Consider the following 23,602-nt stretch of genomic DNA (forward strand, 5'->3'; position numbering starts at 1 on the left):
GATGGGTTTTTGGCCGCGAGCGCCCCGTCCTGTAATATGGACGAAAAGACCGCGGAGCTACGCGACATCTTCCTCGACGCGACGGACGGCGAGGAGACGGTGACGGAGTCGCAGGCGAAGCGCCGCGGGTCGCTCGTCGACGCCGACAGCGACAGTCCCGCAGTCGACGCCCGTCTGCGCGAACTCGTCACGGCGATGCGCGAGCGCTACGACTTCGAGACGGCCCTCGACACCGAGTCGTACGTGCGGGTGATTCGAGCGTTCTACGACGGGAAAAGTGACGACGCCATCGCCGCCGCGGTAGACGTCGACGTCGAGACGGCGGTGCAGGCGCGTCTCGACTGCCACCTCGTTCGCGAGGACGAGGACTCGCCCGCGGCGACGGCGAGTCGCGAGCGGAGCGTCCGCGTCAACCATCGCTTTCGCGACGAATTCGCCGATTTGCTGACCGACGACGCGCTGTCCGAGCGTCTCGCGAGCGACTCCCGCGAGGACGGCCTGCGCGAGGCGACCGAAGACATCGAGACGGACGTGTCGTTTTAGCTGGATATAGGCGCTAAGCCCCCACCCTCAACGGAGCGACCGAAGGGAGCGGAGTAGGGTGGGGATACAGGGCCGTCATCATCTATTCATACAGCGGTACGGTTGCAGGCCCACAGGCCCACGTAGTCGCAACGTTTCTGAATTGGGATACCGTACAAAAGTATGAACCCGATGGAATACGACCTCGATTCGGGAGCGCATTCGACGTACTCCCTGCACTACCACCTGATACTCACCACGAAGTATCGGCGCGGAGTGCTAACCGAGGAGCGAACCCAATTCATTCGCGGGGTCATCAGCGGGTTCACGGACAAGTACGACGTCGAACTGACGAACCTCGACGGAGAGGACGACCACGTTCACATCCTGTTCCGAGCGAAACCCACCACGGACCTCGTGAGGTTCATCAACACGGTCAAGGGCGCGACCGCCCGCCGTATCCGTAACGAGTACGAAGATGAACTGAAGACCGAACTGTGGGGCGACTCGTTCTGGAACGACTCGTACTGCCTCATCTCGACGGGGCAGGTGTCGCTGGATGTGCTGAAACAGTACGTCGAAGACCAGCGGGAGAGCTGATGTACTACGCCTACAAGTACCGTCTCAAGCCGTCCGACGCCCACCGCGAGGAGTTGGACCGCCACCGCGATATTTGTCGGCAACTCTACAATCACACACTCTACCGCCTCAACGAGTACCAAGACGAACACGGCGAACTGCCGTCTATGACCACGCTTCGGTCGGAACTCCCCGACCTGAAGAAGTGGTGGGACGGCCTCTCCGACGTGTACTCGAAGGTTCTCCAAACCGTCGTTGAACGGTTGTTCGACAACCTCAAAGGCCTCTCCAAGCTCAAGGAGAACGGCTACGGCGTCGGTCAACTCAAGTGGAAGCCACCACGGGAGTTCCGCAGTTTCACATACAGTCAGTCTGGCTTCAAGCTCGACAAGAAGGGCGGTCAGGCTGTGCTGTCACTCTCGAAACTCGGGGACATACCGATACGGCTCCACCGCGCCATCCCCGACGACGCGAAGCTCAAACAGGTCACGGTCAAGAAGGAACCGACGGGCGAGTGGTTCGCCACGTTCGGCGTCGAAATGGACCACGAACCGCCCGAACCGCCTGAAAACCCCGAGCAGTGCGTCGGCATCGACGTGGGGATTCTCAAGTACGCCCACGACACCGACGGGACCGCCGTCGGGTCGCTCGACCTCTCAGACGAACGGGAGCGACTGGAACGCGAACAGCGGTCCCTCTCACGGAAGGAACACGGGTCGAACAACTACGAGAAGCAACGGCGTCGAGTCGCGGAGTGTCACGCCGACCTCCGGCGGAAGCGCCGCGACTTCCTCCACAAGCTCTCGAACTACTACGTTCGGGAGTACGACCTCGTGGCGGTCGAAGACCTGAACGTGAAGGGGATGCTCGAATCGCCGTCGAACAGTCGCAACACGGCGTCTGCCGCGTGGCGGACATTCCTCTCGTTGCTCGAATACAAGTGTGAGCGTGAAGGAACGCACTTCGTCGCGGTCAACCCGAGAGGGACGACGAAAGAGTGTGCGACGTGCGGCGTCTCGACGGAGAAGCCGCTGTGGGTCCGTGAACACTCCTGTCCCGCCTGCGGATTTGAGGCGGACAGAGACGCGAACGCGGCGTGGAACATCCTTTCTCGCGGCCTCGAAGACGTAGGAGTGGGATACTCCGAACCAACGCCTGTGGAGACTGCGCTCCCTGTGGACACCTCGGTGTCTGCAAAGCGCGTCGTGGAAGCAGGAAGCCCTACCCTCAAGGAGCGAACGGCGTCAGCCGTGAGCGAGTAGGGTAGGGTAGTTCACTCAGAGCGAAGGTTCTTAGCCGGTCCCGCGCAAGGGGCGTGCAATGGCGCAGTCGTCGCCGAACCAAGAACTGACCGACCGTTTCGCCCGGTTCTACCGGAACTACTACCGGGACGCGATCAGTCAACTCGCCCAGAACTACCCCAACGAGCAGCGCTCCCTCCACATCGACTACGACGACCTCTATCAGTTCGACCCGGACCTCGCGGAGGACTACCTCTCGCAACCGGACCAACTCGGGGACTTCGCGGAGGAGGCCCTCCGCATGTACGACCTGCCCGCCGACGTGTCGCTCGGGCAGGCCCACGTCCGCCTGCGGAACCTGCCCGACACGGTCGACATCCGCGCGATTCGCGTCCACGACAACCACGTCGGGCGCATGATTGCCGTCTCGGGCATCGTCCGCAAGGCGACGGACGTCCGGCCGAAGATAACCGAAGCGGCCTTCGAGTGCCAGCGCTGCGGGACGATGACGTACATCCCGCAGTCCGACGGCGGGTTTCAGGAACCCCACGAGTGTCAGGGCTGTGAGCGACAGGGCCCCTTCCGCGTTAACTACGACCAGAGCGAGTTCGTCGACTCCCAGAAACTGCGGGTCCAAGAGTCGCCGGAGGGCCTTCGCGGCGGCGAGACGCCCCAGAGCATCGACATCGACATCGAGGACGACATCACGGGCAAGGTGACCGCGGGCGACCACGTCGTCGTCACGGGCATCCTCCACATCGACCAAGTGACGGAGGGCAACGAGAAGTCACAGCTGTTCGACCTCTACATGGACGGCGTGAGCGTCGAAATCGAGGACGAGCAGTTCGAGGACATGGAGATATCCGAGGCGGACAAACGCGAAATCATCGAGCTGTCGAACCACCCCGACATCTACGAGGAGATGGTGGCCTCGGTGGCACCGTCCATCTACGGCTACGACGAGGAGAAACTCGCGATGATTCTCCAGTTGTTCTCGGGCGTGACCAAGACCCTCCCCGACGGGTCGCGGATTCGTGGCGACCTGCATATGCTCCTCATCGGTGACCCGGGGACCGGGAAGTCGCAAATGCTGTCATATATCCGAAATATCGCCCCGCGCTCGGTCTACACGTCGGGCAAGGGGTCATCCTCGGCGGGGCTGACCGCCGCTGCCGTCCGCGACGATTTCGGTGAGGGCCAACAGTGGAGTCTGGAGGCCGGGGCGCTCGTCCTCGCCGATCAAGGTATCGCGGCTGTCGACGAACTTGATAAGATGCGGTGTGTGACGGGCGACACGCTCGTCCATCTCGCCGACGGGTCCGTCCGTCGTATCGCGGAACTAGCACGGGATACCGCTGAAACGGGAACGGTCGAGACGCTGGACAACGGTCGGACGATACGAGAGACGGACTTCGACGTGTGGACGATGGCCGACGACGGGCGCATCGTCTCGCGGCCCGTATCGGCGATTCACGAGTACGAAGCCCCCGACACACTCACGGAAGTTCGACTGGAGACGGGGGAGCGTCTCACCGCGACGGCCGATCACCCCTTCTTCGTCTTCGAGGAGGGAGAGCGGGTGGAACGGGCGGCCGCCGACCTGTCGTCGGACGATTGGGTGTACGTGCCCCGAGCGGTGCCACAGTCGGCAACGGACGGCGGGAGCGTGGCAGTCGACTCGAATCAGCCGACCCGAGACAGCGATATCACGCCCGCACTCGGGGCAGTACTCGGCTATCTCTCCGGGGACGGGAACGTGTTTTACAACCGCGAGCACGGCAGTTACGGAATTCGGTTCACGAACGCCGAAGCGGAGTTGCTCGACGACTTCGAGCGAGTGGCGAGAGACGCGTTCGATGCCGATCCGATACGGGCGCCCAGCGAACAGCGAGCCGACGGCGTCGAGACGGTTCGGGTCTCGGGACGAGATGTCGCGGACACCGTTCTCGACGCAGGGATGAATCTCAAAGTGTACGACGACAAGGCCTTCCCCGAGCGAGTCGCCGACGGATCTCGGGAAGTCAAAGCGGCGTTCGTTCGAGCGCTCGCCGACAGCGAGGGGTCGGTCGATACCGAGACGGGCAACGTCCAGATTTTCTCGGCGAGTTACGAACTGTTGCTCGGGACGAAGCAGTTGCTTCTGGAGTTCGGCGTGTCGAGCCAACTCCAGACGCGCGAACGCGACGACGGACGTGACCTGTACGTACTCGCTATCACGGCGGCCGACTCGCTCCGAGCGTTCGAGCGACAAATCGGATTCGTACTCGAACGGAAGGCGTCGGCGCTGGAGTCCGTTCGAGAGGGAACCTCCGGGGACCGAACGATACTGGACGTGATGCCGAACTGTGGGGAGCGATTCGCGACGCTCCGTGACTCGCTCCGGTTGTACCAGCGCGAGTGCGGAATCAAGGCATCGACGTACTGTAGCTTCGAAACCGGCGAGGCGAACGTCTCACTGCGCTTGGGGCGACGGATACTCGACGCGTTCGAGCGGCGACGGCAGACGGCAGCGACCGACATAGACGAGTTACGGGCGGAGACAGACTGGGAACGAATCGAGACGCTGACCGAGCGATACCACGTCACGCAGTCGGAGCTAGCATCGCACATAGACGGAGAGACACAGCAAGGGATATCTCGACAGTGGGGAACCGACTCGATTCGCTCGCAGGTCGTCGATGCGCTTCGGGAACTGCTTCGGGAGGTCGCACAGACCGACCTCACGTCGCTTCGCGACCTCGTCTACGGCGACGTGAAGTGGCGTCGCGTCGCGGAGGCGCGTAGCGTCGACCGGGGAGCCAACGATGACTATCCGGAACGCCTCGACCACGAACTGGCCGACCGGCTCGGCTGTGACGTGACGGAGGCCGTCACACGGGGGCGACAACTACTCGCCGCCGACCCCGACCCCGAGACGTGGGAGGAACTTCGAGAGTGTGTGGAACGACACGGCGTCTCGCTTTCGGATCTCGCGAGCGAACTCGACGTCGACGCGTCGACGCTCTCGCGCTGGAGTCGTGGCGTCACCGAGGCAGACCGGTTCCACGAGGTCCAGAGGGTTGCACTCGACCGAGTCGAAGTCGTTCGGTCCGAAATACGGCAGCGGCTCGAAGAGATAGACGAGCGAACGCGAGCACCGCGCGTCTACGACCTCACCGTCGAGGGAACCCACAACTTCGTCGCGAACGGGATGGTCGTCCACAACTCCGAAGACCGCTCGGCAATGCACCAAGCGCTCGAACAACAGGAAATCAGCATCTCGAAGGCGGGCATCAACGCCACCCTCAAATCCCGGTGTTCGCTGCTCGGCGCCGCGAACCCGAAGTACGGCCGGTTCGACCAGTACGAACCAATCGGCGAGCAGATAGACCTCGAACCCGCGCTCATCTCGCGATTCGACCTGATTTTCACGGTGACGGACCAACCGGACCCGGACAAGGACGCGGCGCTGGCCGAACACATCCTGCGGACCAACTACGCGGGCGAACTCGAAACCCAGCGGACGAAGGTAGCGAATCCGGAGTTCACCGAGGAGGAGGTGGCGTCGGTGACGGACACGGTCGAACCCGCCATCGACCCCGAACTCCTGCGGAAGTACATCGCGTACGCGAAACGGAACTGCTTCCCGACGATGACCGACGAGGCGAAAGCGGCGATTCGGGATTTCTACGTCGACCTGCGCTCGAAGGGAGCAGACGAGGACGCGCCGGTGCCCGTCACGGCCCGGAAACTCGAAGCGCTGGTTCGGCTGGCGGAGGCCAGCGCTCGCGTCCGACTCTCGGACACGGTGGAGGCCGAAGACGCCAAGCGCTCGACGGACATCGTCCGCTCGTGTCTGAAAGACATCGGCGTCGACCCCGAGACGGGTGAGTTCGACGCCGACGTCATCGAGACGGGGACGTCGAAGAGCCAGCGGGACCGCATCAAAAGCATCAAAGACGTCATCGAGACGGTCGACGCCGAGTACGAGGGCGAGGCCGGCGCGCCCATCGACGCCATCGTCGAACGCGCCGAAATGGAGGGCATCGACGAGGACAAAGTGATGGACCAGATAGAGCAGTTGAAGCGAAAGGGCGACGTGTACACGCCGGCCACGGACCAGTACAAGGTGGTCTAGGTGGGTGGTCGAGGCGCGGCACAGACAGCATGTCGATGAGCGAGCGGGCGACGTATTCCTGAATCGGTTCTGAGCGAGCGACGTGACGAGCGGAGGCGTTGGGTGGTGTCGGGAGCTGTGACGCGGTTCATAATCGGGTGTGGCGGCCGCAAGGCGGCTGTGTCACGGGCAATCGCGGTGGGGATGACGGGGTGCAGTCGGAGGGGCGGTGTGGCACTGGAGCGACGAGTGGCCACAGACGGGAGCAGCGCGGCTGCGAACGGGGACTAGCTGTAGCCCGGACGAGCGGTGACTCGTCGTAGCCGATAGCGCGGGGTGGGCGGGGCCCGTGGGCGAGTCATACACGGGCGCCAGCTGTCGATTGTGCTGATTATGAACGACAGTCGGGGCCACGATGAGCGACGGTCGCCAACCACCACCATCGCCGGCATCGTGACACCCGTCTCGACGGACACCGGCTGACGCGACCCCCGACAGAACAGCACCGACACACCCATCATACCCCGATTCCCGAGGTCACAGCTGACCTCCAACCGCGCCCACAGCCCACCCACCCACCGAGCGACACCACGTGTGCGTCCCGTCACGACAGCCCAGCCTCAGATAGCTGCGACGACGTCCCCACCGTGTTCCGGGCCGACACCCCGATTATGAACACCACGAGCGCGACCGAAATCAGCTCTCGCCCCCAGACACCGCGTCGCCCACCGAAATCGCAGTCACATTATGAGACTCATCGCAAGAGGACCGGCGCCGGCCATCGTGGGGGGTTGGTATGGGGCAGCCGGCAACGGGTGCCGGCTGCCCACAGGGAGCCGGGAGCAACGCATGACTCGACAGAAAGCGCGCGATCCAGAGCGACGCATGGGTATCTACAAGCACCACGCGGCGGTTCCCGACCACGACCGCCTCGCCAGCTATGCCGAGCGCTACGACGGCAGAGACGTGTGGACAGCGTTCTACGAGAGTCGGTCAAGCGAGTTCGATTCGGCGGGCTACGAACAGACGTTCACGAAAACTGAGCGGTCATGGAAAGCCCACATGCGCGAGCAGGGGCGGCATCACGCACTGGCACGGCCCGAGGACGTCGAAGCATGGTGTACGTCCCTCGCCGCGTCACGGACGCTCCGGACGGTGTACTCGCAGTACTGGGTCCGTCTCGAAGAGTTCTACACGTGGTTGCAGTTCCACGCAGAGCATCCACATCGGTATCAGCCAGTATGGATGGCAGCGGCGAGGGGGGGCACAGCCGGGCAGGTTTGGGACACAAAGATGGGGCGCTGCGACACGACACAGGGACGTGATGCCGATGCGTGAGGGCCCGAGCGACGACGGGCGGCACGAGTCGCACGAAGCCATCGCGGCGGCGTTCAATCGGACGACTGACCCGCTCGCACCGTATGCGGCGACGTTCGACGATATCGATGCGGACCCGTTCGCACTCTTTTTCGATGCGGTCGCCGAACCACGAGACCTGACAGCGAAGACGAAGCGGAAGTACCGACGCGTCATCGACCAGTGGGCGGCACACATGCATCGGCTGGGCCGCCACCCGGCCTGTCCGAACGAATCACACGTACAGCAGTTCGTACACGACGGGCTCCACGAGCGGGACAATCAGCCCGATACGGTCCGGACGAAACTCCACCGACTCGACACGATCTACCAGTTCTGGCAGCGCGACCCCGCATTCCCGCATCCAGAGTCGTACAACCCGTTCGAGCTTGTCCTTTCACAGGTCGACTTGACGCGTCCCCCACAGAAGGATCCGCCACGACTCTCAGTCGAAGAACTGTCGGCGTACATCCGCGCACTCCCCCATATTCGTGATCGCGCCGTCGTCCTCACCCAACTCAAACTCGGCCTGCGAGCGGGTGAGTTGTGTAATCTTCGCCTGAGCGATATTGCGGTCGATCACGCCGAACTGAAGGCGGCGTACCCCAGTCTCGGGACGCATGCGCTACTGGCGGGGCGGTCGAATGCCGTGTGCATTCCGTCACGATACGAACGGTCGGGAAACAAATCAGGGCGACCGCGCGTGTTACCCCTCGATGCCGAGTTGCGTGCGACGCTCGTCGACCTACTGGTGACCCGGCCTGAAACCGACGCCGACGCGGTGTTTTACACGACATCGACGCACAATCCGTTGGGGACCGAAGACGTGCGACGCATCTGGGCGGAGCACTTCCAGGCGGACTATCCAGAGACAGAGACACACCGCGCGGTGACGAGCCACTTCGGTCGCCACCGATTCACGACACACTGGCTGGTCACTAAGGGTTGGAATCGGGAGTTGGTGAAGTACATGCGCGGGGATCGGATCGACGGGACCGACGTGACTCGGGAAGCCGTCGATAGCTACGTGCACACGTACTACGAGGATGTGGCCGACCAGTATCGAGCAGAGATTTATGACTTCGGTACTGGTGACAGTCTCAGACCTTGAGCGAACTACACCGATGGCCCGATCAATTCTCGCCGACTGGCTCAACGGCAGCCTCTCGCCCTCGCGGCGTCCGTCGAAACTCACGACCCCGTGCCGGAACTGGCTGACGCCGTCGCGGGCGTCCGCGAACCGGAGTCGAACGCGACGGTGGCCAAACGCGACGCGCTGGCCGAGACGATGAGTTCCGTCGACGACCTGCGGTAGGCCGTCGCAAAACGGGCACATTCACCCACTCACTAGCTGTGGTGATGTGACGATACGTGTTAGCCGAGCTAACATTTATCTGTTATTCGTTTGATACTCTACTATGAACCGTCACCACGGTAGTCTGGAGCATCGGGGGCTGAACGAATCGGCGAGGACGAGCAGCGGTCGGGTCAGAAGCCATCGGTTTGCCAACCGGTTCGCGCGGCTCGACCCGTACGTTAGGAGCGACGAATTTCTCGAGGCGCTTGGGGGCTATGAAGTGACGGGTGACGAGGTCGTAGGGCCGATGCTTGGCGATACGGATGGGAGGGAGAACGCCGACGTGCCCGCCGGGATGGCACTGTTCGGCCAGTTCATCGACCACGAAATCACGTTCGACCCCACCTCGTCGCTCGACCGACAGAACGACCCTCGTGCGCTCCAGAACTTTCGGACACCGGCGCTTGACCTGGATTCGATATACGGTACCGGGCCGGAGGTGCGGCCGTTTCTCTACGACGAGCGGGACCCCGACGAGGCGAAGTTACTCACCGGCCCCGCGGCGGACACCCTCCCGAGTGACGGGGCGTCGACGCGGGCGGCTCGGTTCGGCGCGACGGACCTCCAGCGCAACGGTCAGGACAGCGCGCTCATCGTCGACCCACGCAACGACGAGAACCTGCTCATCTCACAGTTGCTGTTGACGGTCCTGAAGTACCACAACCGCGTCGTCGATTACGTCCGCTCGGGCGACGGCCATCACCTGATTGAGGCCGAGGAGGACGCCTTCGAGGCGGCCCAGCGACTCGTCCGCTGGCACTACCAGTGGCTCGTCCTTCACGAGTTCCTCGAACAAGTGTGTGACAACACCGTCATCGACGACATCTACGCCCACGGGAGGGAGTTCTTCCTCGACTCGGATGGCCCCGTGTCGATTCCCGTCGAGTTCGCGGTGGCGGCCTACCGCTATGGTCACAGTCAGATTCGGGACGCGTACACGGTCAACGGAGACTCGGGGGACGTGCAGTTCTTCCCCGGGCCCGCGCCGAAGACGATGCTGACGATGGCGGCGGGCGAGGAGGGACCGGAACTCCCGCCGGGGACCATGGAGGAGGCAACCGAGGACCATCTCCAAGGCTTCCGGGCGGTCCCCGACGACCTCGTCGTCGAGTGGCCATACTTCTTCGAGCACGGGGATGGCAAGACCCAGCGCGCGGCGAAAATCGACGCGAAACTGCCGCCAGCGCTCCACCTGCTCCCGTTCATCAGTGAGGGGCCGACATCGCTGGCGGTCCGAAATCTCCGTCGCGGCAAGGCGTTCGGTCTCCCCTCGGGCCAAGCACTGGCGCGGGCGATGGATATCGACCCAATCGACAACGACGACCTGCCGCTGGGTAACGACCGGTCGTTCGGAGAGTATCTCGCCGACGTCCATCGGGGTGCAGACACCGACGCACCGGCATGGTTGTACGTGCTCGCGGAGGCCGACCGGCAGAACGACGGCCACCGACTCGGCGCGGTCGGGAGCCGGATAGTCGGCGAGGTGATATACGGGTTGGTCGAGGCCGACGACCGGACATTCCTCAACGAGAAGCCGGACTGGCGGCCGGTCCTCCCCCGGGAAGTGACCGAAGTGCCGGACGACGAGTCCGAGCGAGCGGCGCCGTATAGGCTCGGCGACCTGCTCCGGTTTGCGACCGGTCCGACACCGGACGGGCTGACTATCGAGGCGGTCGACGCCGACGGCAGCGGCCCGGCGCCAGAGACACCCACCGCCGACCCCACGAACGGCGAGGCGGTCATTCTCGAACACACGGGGGCCGGAGAACTCCCCATCGACGGCTACGCGGTCGATTACGAGGAACAGCGGGAGACGATTACGAGCGAGGGTGTGGAACCGCTTCCGCCCCTCCAGCCCGGGGAGCGGCTGGCCGTCTACACCGGCGACGGCCCGGACGGCGACCCGGGGGTTCGAACGGTCGCGTTCGGTCGCCGGGCGGCCGCCATCGACGACGGCGGAGAAACCGTCACCGTACTGACCCCGACGGGCGAGGTGAGTGCGTTCGAGACACACGGATGAGGTGCTACCCGGGACGCTGGCCGTCGTCGGATAGCGTCAGAGCGGCGTCAGCGATTCTCGGGAGGCTCGACTGGCCGTAGTGGTTCGCGGGGGGATTCGAAGAAGGGGCGTCACGCGTCGGGCTTAACTCCGTTCCCATCCAAGCACCGCCGATGCTCGAACCCGGCGACCCAGCGCCCGAACTCACGGCACAGACACAGGACGGCGAGTCGGTCACGCTCTCGTTCGCGGAGCCGACGGTCATCTACTTCTACCCGAAGGACTTCACCGGTGGCTGCACCACGGAGGCCAGCGAGTTTCAGGCGGCGCTCCCCTCGTTCCGCGAACTCGGCGTGGCGGTGTACGGCGTCTCGACCGACGACGCCGAGACACACGCCGACTTCGCCGACTCGGAGGGGTTGCTGTTCGACCTGCTCGCGGACCCCGAGGGCGACGTCGCCGCGGCGTTCGGCGTCTCGACCGACGGCGGAACGGCGGATAGAGTGACCTTCCTCCTCGCGGACGGCGAAGTGCTGGAGACGTACGACGGAGTCGAACCCTCTGGGCACGCCCAGACGGTTCTCGAGGACGCCCGAAGCGAGTTCGTCGTCGGCGGCTAGCTACCGGGAGACGAACCCGCCGACCGAGTCGAGGAGGCCACGGCCGCCCTCGGTCGACGGAGTGACGTCGACGGCGACGCCGGCGACGTCGGCGACGGCCGTCGCCATCGAGCGGTCGGAGAGACAGGTCGGCGCGGCGGTCACGTCGGCCGTCGTCTCGGGGACGGAGGCGTCGGCGACGGACAGCGACCCGCGCGTGGTGACGACGCCATCGACGTCGACGCCGAGGTCGGTAAGCCGGTCGGACATCCGCTGGATGGCGTCGCGGCCACGCGTCGTCGCGGGCGCGACGACCACGGTTCGGTCCGCGGCGTTCACGGCCGCGACGGACTGGTTCGCGGCCACGGGTGGCGTGTCCACGAGGACGGTGTCGAACGCCGTCGCCGCCTGCGCGATGCGCGCTTCCAACTGCTCTGCCGCCGCCGGCGACTTCGCGCGGGCGAGTCGCTCGAACGGCGCGGCGGCGGGACAGCAGGCCAGTCGCCCCTCGGTGTCGAGCGGAAAGTCGACGACGCCCGCCGAGAGCGGCGACTCGTCTTCGTCGGTGAGAAGCGCCGTCATGTCCGGAGCGAGGCGGCCGGAGAGGTAGTCGGAGAGGCCCTGCGTGGCAAACGCCGCGTCGAGGAGGAGAACCTCCCGCCCGTCGTTCGCGAGGAGCGCCCCGAGTTCGACCGTCAGTCGCGTCGTTCCCGCGCCACCGGTGGCGCCGACAAGCGCCGCCGTCTCGTCACTAGCGTCACTCATGCACCGAGGTGGCGCGTCCTCTGACAAAAGGATGGGGTCGTCTGGGAGGGGATAGATGCGACTGAGGACAGTAGTGGGCACGTCAGAGCGGACGCAGTTCGCCCTCGCTGGACCGACGAGGGCGTGGCATATCGCGAAGACAGGGTGGTACGGTCCCACCGGGAGCGGGTGGGAGCCTCGGCCATGAGTAGGGTAGCAATCCCAGTCGTACCACCCCGGAGACTGACCGTCTCGTTGTGGCTGTGACGACAGTGTTGGCTCGAGACCGATGTGTCGGTCACGCGTGCTGTGTTCGTATCTCGACCACCTCGCTCAATTTTCTGAATGTGCTTCCAGTATATATGTCTTTAGCTAAAGCTCCTAGTAGTATTTTATTGTATTAGTTCTGTTCGTCAAAGTTGTATAGAATTCAGTTTTTGTTTGTCATTTTCTAGTGGTGCGACTGACGAGCGGCGAAATCGGCCGCTCGGCTACTGGATGGCTCGACGGCGAAAAAGCGGCGGATCAGTCGTCGCGGATGGCGGCGGCGAGGTCACCGAACTCGTCGTCGTCGACTTCGGGCGGACTCTCGATGAGGGCGTGAATCGGCTTGCCGCCGTCTTCCTCGGACCGGGGGACGATGTGAGCGTGGACGTGAGGCACTTCCTGTCCGGCGGCGGGGCCGTTGTTGACGGCGATGGTCGTCGCCTCGGCGTCGACAGCGGCCTCGACATCGTCGGTCAGGTCGTGGACCGCTGCGAACACGTCGGCGGCAAGGTCCGCCGGCAGGTCGTTGACGCGTTCGTGGTGTTCCTTCGGGATGACGAGCGTGTGGCCCCGAGCCAGTGGGTTGACGTCGAGGAAGGCCAACACGTCGTCGTCCTCGTACACGGTGTGGTTCGGAATGTCGCCGTCGACGATGGAACAGAAGATGCAGTCGGCCATACCTGTGTGTTCGTTGTCCGGTTTCAAAAGCGTCCCGGAGGCGGCGACGGTGCGCCCTCAGAGCGCGTCGGCAACGACGGGCGCGACGGAGACGGCGGTGATATCGCGCTCGATTGTGTCCGTGGCGTAGATGTCGGTGACGCCGGCGCGTTCGAGTTTCGTCCGCGCGCTCCGCGCGAACAACGGGTGGACGCACGCGACGAACACGTCGGCGGCGTCGCGGTCGGTGAGGACGCCGATGGACTCGCTCATCGTCGACCCGGTGGCGACGATGTCGTCGACGACGACCACGGCCCGACCCGCGACGTCGGCGTCGCTGGGCGTGATGTCGACGTCGGTCCCCGAGTGCCGCACCTTCTCGAAGTAGTCGACGTCGCCGCCGCCGTACGCGTCCCGAACCGACTCGGCGAGTGCGATAGCGCCCGCGTCGGGGGAGAGAAAGAGCGGGTCGGTCAAATCGGACGGGAGCGGGTCGGCGAGTGTCGGCGCCGCGTCGACCACCGAACAGGGCACGTCGAAGAACTCGGTCACCGATTCCTCGTGGGGGTTGACGAGGACGACCCGGTCGGTACCGGTCGAGACGGCGCGGGCCATCGCCCGCGCAGAGACGGGCTGACCGGGTTCGAACGCGCGTTCCTGTCGGCCGTAGCCCATGTAGGGCAGGACGGTCGTGACGTGGTCGACGCCCGCCTCGCGGACGGCATCCTGTAACTGCAGGAGTTCGACGTAGTCGGCGTCGGACTGCGTCGAGGCGACGACGACGGCCCGGTCGCCGCTCACGTCGTCGATATCGACCGACGCCATGCCTTCGCCGTCCGGGAACCGGTCGTACGACACCGCGGCGAGGTCGCGACCCGTCTCGGCGGCGAGGGCCGCGCCGAGTGCCTGCGAGGCAGAGCCGGGGATTATCATACCCGATGGTCGATACGCGCCCCGAAAACCGTTTCCGTTAGGCCTGCACGGCGACGCCAGCGACGCCCGTCACGCCGAGTTCCTGTGTCCGCCAGCCGTCGCCCGCGTCCGCGAGGAGCGTCCCCGTTTCGGTGACGGCGACTGTCGCCGCGTCGGTGTGGGCCACGTCGGCGAGGCGGGCGTCGGTCGGCACGTCGACCGGGTGCCACGACCCGACGCGCTCACGCTCGAACAGGCCGTCGTCGCCGGCGGCGTGTGCCCGGTCGTCGGCGGCGACGCTCACGGCGTCGAACGCCCCCTCCGCGTCGTCCATCCACCCGTTGCCGAGCCGATACAGGCCGTTTCCGGTCGCCGCGAGCGGCATCCCTCGCCCGTGGACGTCGCGGACATCGCCGAGGCCGACGTTCCGAAGGCCGTCGTCGACGACCTGATGAACCCCGCTGTCGGCGGCGACCATCCCGCCGTCGATGGCGCGGGGGTCCGTGACGGTTCCGAGGGTCGCCCACTCGTCGTCGAGGCGCGCGACGCGCCCGTCCGGGCCGGCCGCGAGAAGCGCCTCACCGTCGAAGCCGACGGTGACGGCGGGGCCGAAGTCCGTCGGTTCGTCGTCGCCGACGAGGACGTCCTCGGCGGTGGCGATGGCGCGGCGGTTCCCGGCGGCGGCGACGTCGCGGGCGGCGGTGCGGTGTTCGAGGCCAAACTCTCCGACCCGGTCGCCGGACAGGGACGCAATCACGACCCCCTGTTCGGCGGCGATTAGCACCGTCTCGGCGCCCGTCCGGTCGGCGTAGACGCGTTTCTCGTCTATCTCTTGGTCCATACCGCCTCTCGGCGGGCGTCCCTCAAAAACGTGGGCGAGTCAGGCGGGCGGTTCGTCCACCGTGTGTCGGCGCACGTGCTCGACGAAGTTGTCGAACAGGCGTTTGGTTCGGCAGGCGGCGTCGTAGGCGTCGTCGTCGATGCCGTCGACGACGCGCTGGATTCGGTCGGCGGGCAAGTCTGTCCCGCGCGCCACCTCCTCGGCGCTCGACTGGTCGTACTCGGGATGGAACTGGACGCCCCAGCAGTTGCCGCGCCGAAACGCCTGCACGCCGCGGTCGTTCTCGGCGAGACGCGTCGCGCCCGGCGGCAGGGCGGTCACGCGGTCCGAATGCGCCTGAAAGGCCGTGAACGGCGTGTCGATGCCGGCGAACAGCGGGTCGTCGTCGACGGTCCGAACCTCGCGATACCCGAGTTCGTAGTCGCCCATCGACTCGACTTGACCGCCGAGCGCCGCCGCGAGCGCCTGATGGCCGTAACAGACGCCGAGAATCGGGAGGCCTCGGTCGGCCGCCGACCCAATCCAGTCGAGCAGGTCGTCTATCCACGGTTCGGACCCGTAGACGGACGAGCGCGACCCGGTCACGACGACGGCGTCGTAGTCGAAATCGGGCGGCAGGTCGCCGGCGCTCACGTCGAACTCGACGAGGGCGGCGTCGAGTTCGCGGCGAAAGTTCCGGCGCGTGTGTTCGGTGCCGTGAGAGGCGTCGAGTAGAGCGAACCGCAGCATTACGTCTGGAAAGGGGACCGAGCGACGAGACTCTTACGCCGACTCGATATGGCCAAAGAGGCGGTCGTTCACCTCGCGAGCGCGCTCGATGCCGACGAGATGGCCGGCGTCGAGTTCGACGAACTCTCCGCGAGGCAGGTTCTCAGCCAGTCGACGCCCGCGTTCGACCGGCCAGACGGCGTCGTCGCTACCGTGGACGACGAGCGCCGGGCAGTCGATTTCGTACAGGCGGTCGGAGATATCGAACGCCTCGACGGCGGCGGCTTGAGCCTCCCACGCCGCCCGCGTGGCGTCTTCGGCGGCGCGCCACTCGACCATCTGCTCGACGTCGGCGGGCCGCGAGTCGATAAAGTCACGAGAGAGCGCCGCCGCGAGCGACGACTCCAGCGCGTCCGGGTCGTCGGGCGCGCCGAACAGGGGGTCGAGCGAGAGTCCGGCCCCGGCGGCGGCCGTCCCGAGGAGTGCGAGCGACCGGGGACGTGTCGAGAGCCGCGCGAGTTCGAGTGCGACCATCCCACCCAAGCCGGCGCCGACGACGTGGACCCGGCGCTCCCCGTGGTCGTCGAGTACCGCCTGCACGTCGGCCGCGAGGTCGTCGACGGCGTAGGGGCCCGATGGCGCGTCGGAGCGCCCGGCGCCGCGAAGGTCGGTCACCAGCGTCTCGAACGGCCCCGAGAGGCCGCCGTGTTGCCACCCCCACTGCCACGCGCCGTACCCCACGTCGCCGAGGAAGACGACAGTCTCGCCCTCGCCGTCGACTTCGTAGTACAGCGACACGGACCCGTTCGATGCGGTCGGCATACGTGCCCGTCCAGCCCCGAGCCACTTATACGCTCAGTCCAAGCGCGCGGTCAGGAGGAGGAGGCCGATGAGCGTAGCCGCGAGACCGACCAGAATCAGAGTGACCGTGTAAGCCAGCGACGGCAAATCGACCGGGTTCGCGCCGGCCAGCAGGTCGAAAAGCGTCACCTCGCGAAACAGCGAGCCAGCCGGAACCGCCACGATTGAAAGCGCCACGACACCGACGGTGAGGAGGGCAAAAACCGTCAGCGCCGACGTGCGGGAGTCGTACGACGGTGCTTTCACACGCTGACTGTCTGCGGCTTCACATATGAACGTTCGTCCGACTCAGGCGTCCTGCATCGCCCGGAGGATGTCCGCCGCGTCGTCGAGGGCGTCGTCGAGGGCGTCGACGTCCGGGCCACCTCCCTGTGCGAAGTCCGGGGGGCCGCCGCCGCCGCCGCCGACTTGCGAGGCGAGTCGGCCCACGACTTCGCCAGCGTTGACGTCGACGCCGTCGGGGACGCCAACGACGAACTGCGCGCTCCCGCCCTGTGCGCTCCCGAGGACGGCCACCGCGCCCTCGTCGACGATGGCGTTTGCGGTGACACGCAGTTCGTCGGCGTCGGCGTCCATCCGCCGAATCACGGCGTCGACGCCGTCGATATCCACCTCGTCCTCCGTCGCCGACGCGGCGCGAACCTCGGCGAGTTCGGATTTGAGCTGGTCAATCTGTTTGCCTCGGGCCTTCCACTCCTCGAAGAAGCGTTCCGCCGTCTCGGGGACATCCTCCGGCGACACGTCGAGGACGTCCGCCGCGTCGTAGAGCGCGTCTTCGGTGCGCTGGGTCGCCTCGATGGCCGCCTCGCCCGCCGCGAAGACGATGCGCTCGACGCCGTCCTGCACCGGCTCGGTCGTGAGCACCTTGATGGCGCCGATGTCGCCCGTTCGAGAGACGTGCGTGCCCGCACACGCCTGCACGTCCTCGTCGACGTGGATGAGGCGAATCTGCTCGCCCGGCGGCACCCCGCCCTGATACAGGTCGAAGCCATGTTCGGCCTCCGCCTCGTGGCGGTCCGGCCACTCCTGTGTGACGTGGTGGTTGTCCGTCACGATGTCGTTGGCGACGCGCTCGATTTCTTTCACCTCCTCGCGGGAGATGCGCCGGAAGTGTCGGACGTCGAGACGGGCGCGGTCGGTCCCCTTCTGGGCACCCGCCTGCCGGACGTGCTGGCCGAGTACCTGCCGGGCGGCGTAGCCGATGACGTGAGTCGCGGTGTGATGCCGCATCAGCCGGAAGCGACGCTCCGCGTCTATCTGCCCGCGGACGAACTCGCCCTTGCCGGGGTTGCCGTCCGTGTGGTGAAGCACGACGCCGTTCCGACGCTGGACGTCGGTCACTTCGACCGTCGTCTCATCCGTCGAGAGCACGCCCGTGTCGGCTGGCTGTCCCCCGCCCTCCGGGTAGAACATCGTCTGGTCGAGGACGACGTCGTAGCCGTCCTCGCGCTCGAACACGTCGAGGACGACCGCCTCGAACTCGGTTCGGTCTTGGTCCTCGTAGAACAGGCGGTCGGTCTCGGGGAGGTCGCCCAGTCGCTCGTCGCGCTCGGCATCGACCTCGTTGACGCCCTCTTCCCCGTGTCGGGCGGCGACCAGCCCGTAGAAGTCGTCCGGGACGTCGACTGTCGCGCCGTGGTCGCGGGCGATATCCGCCACCATGTCGGGCTGGATGCCGTGAGAGTCGTAGAGTTCGATGAGCGTCTGGCGCGGAATCGGCTCGCCGCGCTCGGCGTAGTCCTCCGCGATGCTCTCGACCTTTCGGGCGCCGCGTTCGAGCGTCTCGCGGTACTTGCGCTCCTCCGTGCGCACCATGTCGCGGATGGTGTCGCGGTTGGCGTAGCCGAGGCGCTCGGCCTGCATATCGACCAGTTCGTCGAGGGGGACGTCGATGTCGAGACCGTCGACGAGGCGCTTGGTCCGCCGGAGGACCATGCGCGCGAGATACCCCGTTCCGACGTTCGAGGGGACGATGCCGTCGCCGAACATGTACGCCAGCGTTCGGCAGTGGTCGGCGATGGCGTAGACGTCTTCGAGCGGTTCGAGAAGGTCGGTGAGGCGCTCGGGGTCGACACCGAGTTCGTCGGCCACGTCCGCGCGGGCCGAGGCGAGGTCCTCAACCTCGTCGATGTCGAGATAGCCCGAGAGGCGAGCGGCGTCACGGATGAGTGCTTCCTCCTCCTCGGAGTGGTCGATGCCGGCGTGTTCAGAGAGGACATCTATCATCTCGGGGTAGACGGCCTCGTACACCGTGGGCGTGCCCTGTGACATCCACGTCCACCGCTCCAGCCCGTAGCCCGTGTCGACGATGTACGTGTCCATCGGGCTGTAGCGGTTGCCGTCTTTCATCTCGTACTCGCCGTCGGGGTCCTGCTCCATCGACATGAAGACGAGCGTGGCGAGTTCGAGGCCACGGTAGATGACTTCGAACGCCGGGCCGGCGTTGCCCCCGCCAACCCACGGGTCCTCGATGTACGTGATTTCGGCGGGGTCGGCGCCCATGTGTTCGAAGAACTGGTCGCAGAACTCGACCGTCTCGTCTTTCCAGTACACCTCGCCCTCGTAGGCGTACTCGCCGTCGGCCTCCTCGCGGGCGTTGAAGGCGTGGTGGGCCATCATCTCGAAAGCCATCGTGTGGCGGCCCGTCTTGCCCACGTTGTCGATGTCCTGCATCCGGATGCAGGGCTGGCTGATGGTCAGGGGGTTGGCGGGCGGCGGCGTCTCACCCGACGTGACGAGCGGCTGGAAGTCGTAAATCGACGCCTGCGTGAGGAGGACGTCGTCGCGCCAGCGGTTCGCGGCGACGGGGTACGGGTCGATGCGCTCGTGACCGTTGTCCTCGAAAAAGGAGAGGAAGGCCTCGCGCATCTCCTCCAGCGAGTGCGCGTCGTCGAATCCGGGGTTGCCGATAAACGAGTAGTCGTCACAGGGCGGCTCACCGCAGGTGTCGCGCTCGATACGCGACCAGAAATGCACGCCACACGAGGCACACTCCTGTCGAGTGAACCCCTCGTCCTCGAAGTAATCGAGACGGTAGGCGTCTTCGAGTTCGCTCATTATGCCTTGTTGGCCCGTCTCCGCCTAAAACAGTTCCGGGAAGGCGAGAGGGCGCCGATTTCGGCGACGGCGAGGTGTCGCCGGCGCGCGATTCACTCCTCGTCTAACGCCAAGGCCGCCAGCATCGCCTCCAACTGCACCCGCTCGTTCGCACCCTCGGTGATGCGGTAGTCGGCCTCGCCCAGTCGCTCCATCAGTTTGACCGTCCGGCGGTCGTCGATGTCGAACTCCCACGCCGAGCGGTGAAGTTGGTCGATGACGTCGCCCCCGGCCATCCCGGAGTCGACGAGTAGGGTTTCGAGCGTCGACCGGGCGCGCGGGAAATCACCCTCGATAGCCGCCTCGACCATCGACTCGATTTCCTCGGGTCGGGCGGTGCTGGTGACGGTGTAGACGGCCTCGTCGTCGACGGTTTCGCCCGTCGTCGCCGCCGCCTGCAACGTGTTGATGGCCCGTCGCATGTCGCCGCTGGCGGCGTAGACGAGAGCGTCGAGGCCGTCCTCGGTCAGGTCGATGCCCTCGGCCTCGGCTATCTCTCGCGCCTGCGCGGCGACAGCCTCGTCCGGAAGCGGGGAGAAGCGGAAGACGGCACATCGAGACTGGATGGGGTCGATGATGCGGCTGGAGTAGTTACAGGAGAGGATAAAGCGGGTGTTGTCGGCGAACTGCTCCATCGTCCGGCGGAGCGCTGACTGGGCGTCGGAGGTGTTGTGGGTCAGAATCCCGTTAGCGAGCATGAAGTTCGGCGTTCCCTCCATGCTGATGTTGTAGGCTTTTCCACGGTGGCTGTGTTCGATGCGCTCTATTTTCGCGGTTTGCACCGTTTGGAGGCCGCCGTCGGAAAGGACTGCAGGCTCGAACTCCGCTCGCTCGTAGTGTTCGTGATGCGGAAGGTCACCGTCACCGACGACGACGAACGTGTATTCGTCACCGTAGGTGTCGAGGAACTCTTCAACCTTCTCCGTCTGTCCCCACAGTTTAGCGACTCCTTTGACCTCGATGACGGTATCGTCGACCAAGAAGTCGGGATGATACACCGAGTCGGACAGTTCGAACGCCGGTTCGTACTCGTATTCGATGCCAGCCTCCTGTAACGCCTTCCCGACCTCGTACTCCCAGTCAGACCGGACGAGATGTCCAAGTTCGTCACTGTGTCTGACGTTGCCACCAGTCGGTTCGTGTCCCTGCAGTGCGTCCGAGACTTTCTGTGCGACCTCGGGGTCACGCATCGGGTTGTCGTCGCCGCTGATATCACAGACCGGATAATCGGTGTTTTCGACGCTCTTCCTGACGACCCTCGACTTCTCCTCGTCGTCGAGAGACGCCCACCAGTCGGCGGCTGACGCCCCGATATCCGCTAGTACCCGCTCGGGGTCGGCATCGACGACCCAGTCCTCCCACGAGGTTCCGGACCGCATCTCGCTAATCGTTTCGCGGACCCGCTCGACCGTCTCCTCGTCCATCTCCCAGACGTGGACGCCGTGGAACTCTCCTCCGTAGTTCGGGTTGTTTTCGCCCGCAAATCGCCCATCGGAGAGTTTCTCGACGATTTTCCGTCGCCGCTCGTCCGACCACGTCGTCCCGTACATCGGGTTCTGCTCGCCACGCATGTCGCGGCTATGCCCCTCGTTCTTGCAATCCACGGAACAGAATCGGCCTGCAGTCCACGCGTCACAGATTTCACACTGCGACACGCCGATATCATCTTTGAAATCTGCGATTTCGTCTCCCGGCGAAAGGTCCTGCAGTTCCGTTTCCACGAGTGTTCCGTCGTCAGCAACGACGAAAAACGGGTGAGTCAAACTCGCCGATATCGTCCGTCCGTCCTCCAGTTCGATTTCAAAGAAATCCGCAATACCGGAATCGACGAGGGTCCCCTTGTCAGACTGTATTTCGTTCGTCTCGAAGTCGACAGAGGGAATCGGTTCACCATCAGCGCTCACCTCCTCTATCGGCTTGACTTCCGGTTTGGACGGATATCCCGTCACCACTTCGGTCCCCGGCGGCACGCACAACGAGTCTGCCTCATCAAGGAATATGATGCGGTAGTCGAAGCCGCCGAAGGAGGACCGGGCGAAGCTCTTGATTCGGTCCCGAACCACGTCGATACCGCGCTCGTCGGAGGCGTTGAGTTCGAGGAAGTTGCCCCGCCAGTCGTCGCCGTACACCTCGCGGGCGATAGCTGTGGAGCAGGTGGTCTTCCCGACGCCCGCCGGCCCCGAAAAGAGGAGGTGGGGCAGGTCGTTGCGCTCGATGTAGCTCTGCAGTCGGTCGACGATGTCGTCCTGTCCCTTCACGTCGTCGAGGGTCTGCGGGCGATACTTCTCTATCCAGATTTCCCGCCCCGTGGACGACCCCTCGGCCTCGCTCATACGGGTGCAAGGGGCCGGTCCGCACATAAACTCCCCGAGACGGTGATAGTACTCAGATTAGCGCGCTCGAACTGAAGACACCTCGAAAGCCCCCGGTGTCTCGGCTCCCGGGACTCGCTGCGCTCCTCACTCCGTTGCGGTGCTTGCGTCGTCCGGGCACGCCGAGACACCGGCCCCTTTCAGTCCCGCCCGCGTCGACTGGCTGACCGGCTGCCGCCGGGCGGGACTGAAAGGGGCGACTCGCTGGAGGAAGGAAGCCGACGCAAGCACCGCAGGCCGAAGGCCGAGGAGCGCAGCGAGGCTCCCGACTCCAGCGAGTCGGGGCTTTCGAGGTGGTCCCAAATTCATCCGCGTATCTGAACACTCCGCGAGACGGCCATCCGACGGTTTAAGGAGATGCCCGCGACACCACGGCGTATGGCGTCACAGGGCGACCCGCGCGTACTCTTCGTGATGAATCTCGTTCTGTCGGCGGTGTTCGGGACGGTTGTCGTCTGGGGGCTGTCGGTCGTCGGCCTCCTCGGGTTCTCGGTCTGGAACGCCGCCTCGCTGACCCTCATCCTGATGGCGATTACGCATCTCGTGACGCGGTGAGAGCGGGGCCGTGAAGGACTGACACGGCGGCTGACGAACGGGAATTTATTACGCTCGACTCGCGGAGTAGCGGGTATGACCATCGAAGACCGAGACGAGGCCCACCTCATCACGCACGCGCTGGCCAAGGACACGCTCTCGAAGATTCGCGACGTCGACACCGAACAGGTCGCCTTCCGCAAGGGACTGGTGAAACTCGGGCGCATCTGTGGCTACGAAATCATCGACGGTGCGATGGAGACGGAGTACGTCTCGCTGGAGACGCCGATGGCGGAGACGACGGGCGAGCGCGTCAAAGGCCTCGACGACGTGGTCATCATCAACGTCCTCCGGGCGGCGACGCCGTTCGTCGAGGGCCTGCTGAAGGCGTTCCCCCGCGCGAAACAGGGTGTCATCAGCGCCGGCCGCGACGAGGAGGCGGGCATGAACGAGGACGGCGAGTTCCCGATTACGGTCGACTACGTGAAACTCCCCGAAATCGGCCCAGAAGACACCGTCATCGTCGCCGACCCGATGCTCGCGACGGGGTCGACGATGACCGCCGTCCTCGAACACGTCCTCACCGACGCCGACCCGGAGAACGTGTTCGTCCTCTCGGCGGTCAGCGCCCCCGCCGGCCTGCTTCGCGTTCGCGAGGCGGTTCCCGAAGCCGACCTGCTCACCGTCTCCATCGACGACCACCTCGACGACGACGGCTTCATCGTCCCCGGCCTCGGCGACGCTGGCGACCGCGCCTTCCGGACGAAGTAACCCCTCTCCTTCCGGTCGAAAATCGGCAGACTGCAATCGATTTCACGTCGACATATCTCCACTCGTCGCCGACCACCCGAGCGCACAGTA

General features: G+C 65.2%; 18 protein-coding genes and 3 pseudogenes. 10 read left to right on the forward strand and 11 right to left on the reverse strand.

The window, feature by feature from the left end:
* Nucleotides 1-36: 36 nt before the first annotated feature.
* From ACQUSQ_RS07315 to ACQUSQ_RS07350, 8 genes are all read left to right on the forward strand, one after another.
* Complete coding sequence (locus tag ACQUSQ_RS07315; protein WP_435067883.1) at nucleotides 37-543, forward strand: conditioned medium-induced protein 4; 507 nt, start codon at nucleotides 37-39, stop codon at nucleotides 541-543.
* Between the two features lie 171 nt (nucleotides 544-714).
* Nucleotides 715-1,122 (forward strand): IS200/IS605 family transposase, encoded by a 408-nt coding sequence (gene tnpA / locus ACQUSQ_RS07320; protein ID WP_435068230.1) that lies wholly within the window; start codon nucleotides 715-717, stop codon nucleotides 1,120-1,122.
* Entirely contained in the window at nucleotides 1,122-2,363 is a 1,242-nt protein-coding gene (locus tag ACQUSQ_RS07325; protein ID WP_435067884.1) for an RNA-guided endonuclease InsQ/TnpB family protein, read from the forward strand. The genes tnpA and ACQUSQ_RS07325 overlap by 1 nt, the downstream gene beginning before the upstream one ends.
* Nucleotides 2,364-2,421: 58 nt before the next feature.
* Nucleotides 2,422-6,459, forward strand: coding sequence for an LAGLIDADG family homing endonuclease (locus ACQUSQ_RS07330; RefSeq protein WP_435067885.1), 4,038 nt, complete (start codon nucleotides 2,422-2,424; stop codon nucleotides 6,457-6,459).
* Between the two features lie 828 nt (nucleotides 6,460-7,287).
* Nucleotides 7,288-7,776, forward strand: a complete 489-nt coding sequence (locus ACQUSQ_RS07335) for a hypothetical protein (RefSeq protein WP_435067886.1) — start codon at nucleotides 7,288-7,290, stop codon at nucleotides 7,774-7,776.
* Nucleotides 7,769-8,905 (forward strand): tyrosine-type recombinase/integrase, encoded by a 1,137-nt coding sequence (locus ACQUSQ_RS07340; protein WP_435067887.1) that lies wholly within the window; start codon nucleotides 7,769-7,771, stop codon nucleotides 8,903-8,905. Before ACQUSQ_RS07335 ends, ACQUSQ_RS07340 begins: the two co-directional genes overlap by 8 nt.
* A 493-nt stretch (nucleotides 8,906-9,398) precedes the next feature.
* Nucleotides 9,399-11,171: a peroxidase family protein gene (locus ACQUSQ_RS07345; protein WP_435067888.1), complete on the forward strand. Its 1,773-nt coding sequence runs from the start codon at nucleotides 9,399-9,401 to the stop codon at nucleotides 11,169-11,171.
* A 152-nt stretch (nucleotides 11,172-11,323) separates the two neighbouring features.
* The gene (locus ACQUSQ_RS07350; protein ID WP_435067889.1) at nucleotides 11,324-11,770 is read left to right on the forward strand and encodes a peroxiredoxin; all 447 of its coding nucleotides are present in this window, start codon (nucleotides 11,324-11,326) and stop codon (nucleotides 11,768-11,770) included.
* On the opposite strand, the gene ACQUSQ_RS07355 is transcribed toward ACQUSQ_RS07350, so the two are convergent.
* The 11 genes and pseudogenes from ACQUSQ_RS07355 to ACQUSQ_RS07405 form a co-directional block, all read right to left on the reverse strand.
* Nucleotides 11,771-12,514 (reverse strand): ParA family protein, encoded by a 744-nt coding sequence (locus ACQUSQ_RS07355; protein WP_435067890.1) that lies wholly within the window; start codon nucleotides 12,512-12,514, stop codon nucleotides 11,771-11,773.
* A gap of 504 nt (nucleotides 12,515-13,018) precedes the next feature.
* Complete coding sequence (locus ACQUSQ_RS07360) at nucleotides 13,019-13,438, reverse strand: HIT family protein (protein WP_435067891.1); 420 nt, start codon at nucleotides 13,436-13,438, stop codon at nucleotides 13,019-13,021.
* A gap of 57 nt (nucleotides 13,439-13,495) precedes the next feature.
* Nucleotides 13,496-14,350 (reverse strand): ribose-phosphate diphosphokinase, encoded by an 855-nt coding sequence (locus ACQUSQ_RS07365; protein WP_435067892.1) that lies wholly within the window; start codon nucleotides 14,348-14,350, stop codon nucleotides 13,496-13,498.
* A 37-nt stretch (nucleotides 14,351-14,387) separates the two neighbouring features.
* A complete protein-coding gene (locus ACQUSQ_RS07370) occupies nucleotides 14,388-15,170 on the reverse strand; it encodes an HVO_0234 family beta-propeller protein (RefSeq protein WP_435067893.1) in 783 nt (260 codons plus the stop codon).
* A 39-nt stretch (nucleotides 15,171-15,209) separates the two neighbouring features.
* Nucleotides 15,210-15,899 (reverse strand): type 1 glutamine amidotransferase, encoded by a 690-nt coding sequence (locus ACQUSQ_RS07375; RefSeq protein WP_435067894.1) that lies wholly within the window; start codon nucleotides 15,897-15,899, stop codon nucleotides 15,210-15,212.
* 33 nt (nucleotides 15,900-15,932) lie between these two features.
* Nucleotides 15,933-16,700 (reverse strand): alpha/beta fold hydrolase, encoded by a 768-nt coding sequence (locus tag ACQUSQ_RS07380; RefSeq protein WP_435067895.1) that lies wholly within the window; start codon nucleotides 16,698-16,700, stop codon nucleotides 15,933-15,935.
* Between the two features lie 33 nt (nucleotides 16,701-16,733).
* A complete protein-coding gene (locus tag ACQUSQ_RS07385) occupies nucleotides 16,734-16,985 on the reverse strand; it encodes a hypothetical protein (protein ID WP_435067896.1) in 252 nt (83 codons plus the stop codon).
* Between the two features lie 42 nt (nucleotides 16,986-17,027).
* The gene (gene alaS / locus ACQUSQ_RS07390) at nucleotides 17,028-19,796 is read right to left on the reverse strand and encodes an alanine--tRNA ligase (protein ID WP_435067897.1); all 2,769 of its coding nucleotides are present in this window, start codon (nucleotides 19,794-19,796) and stop codon (nucleotides 17,028-17,030) included.
* A 92-nt stretch (nucleotides 19,797-19,888) separates the two neighbouring features.
* Nucleotides 19,889-20,503 (reverse strand): annotated as a pseudogene (locus tag ACQUSQ_RS07395) (replication factor C small subunit); the annotation flags it as partial.
* Nucleotides 20,504-20,506: 3 nt separating this feature from the next.
* Nucleotides 20,507-21,805 (reverse strand): annotated as a pseudogene (locus ACQUSQ_RS07400) (NUMOD3 domain-containing DNA-binding protein); the annotation flags it as partial.
* A 3-nt stretch (nucleotides 21,806-21,808) separates the two neighbouring features.
* Nucleotides 21,809-22,168: pseudogene (locus ACQUSQ_RS07405) on the reverse strand (AAA family ATPase); the annotation flags it as partial.
* A 396-nt stretch (nucleotides 22,169-22,564) separates the two neighbouring features.
* On the opposite strand from ACQUSQ_RS07405, the gene ACQUSQ_RS07410 reads away from it, so the two are divergent.
* Entirely contained in the window at nucleotides 22,565-22,762 is a 198-nt protein-coding gene (locus ACQUSQ_RS07410) for a hypothetical protein (protein WP_435067898.1), read from the forward strand.
* Nucleotides 22,763-22,837: 75 nt separating this feature from the next.
* Nucleotides 22,838-23,512 (forward strand): uracil phosphoribosyltransferase, encoded by a 675-nt coding sequence (gene upp / locus ACQUSQ_RS07415; RefSeq protein ID WP_435067899.1) that lies wholly within the window; start codon nucleotides 22,838-22,840, stop codon nucleotides 23,510-23,512.
* Nucleotides 23,513-23,602: the final 90 nt, after the last annotated feature.

Source organism: Haloplanus sp. C73, from assembly GCF_051195115.1.
Classification (GTDB): Archaea; Halobacteriota; Halobacteria; order Halobacteriales; family Haloferacaceae; genus Haloplanus.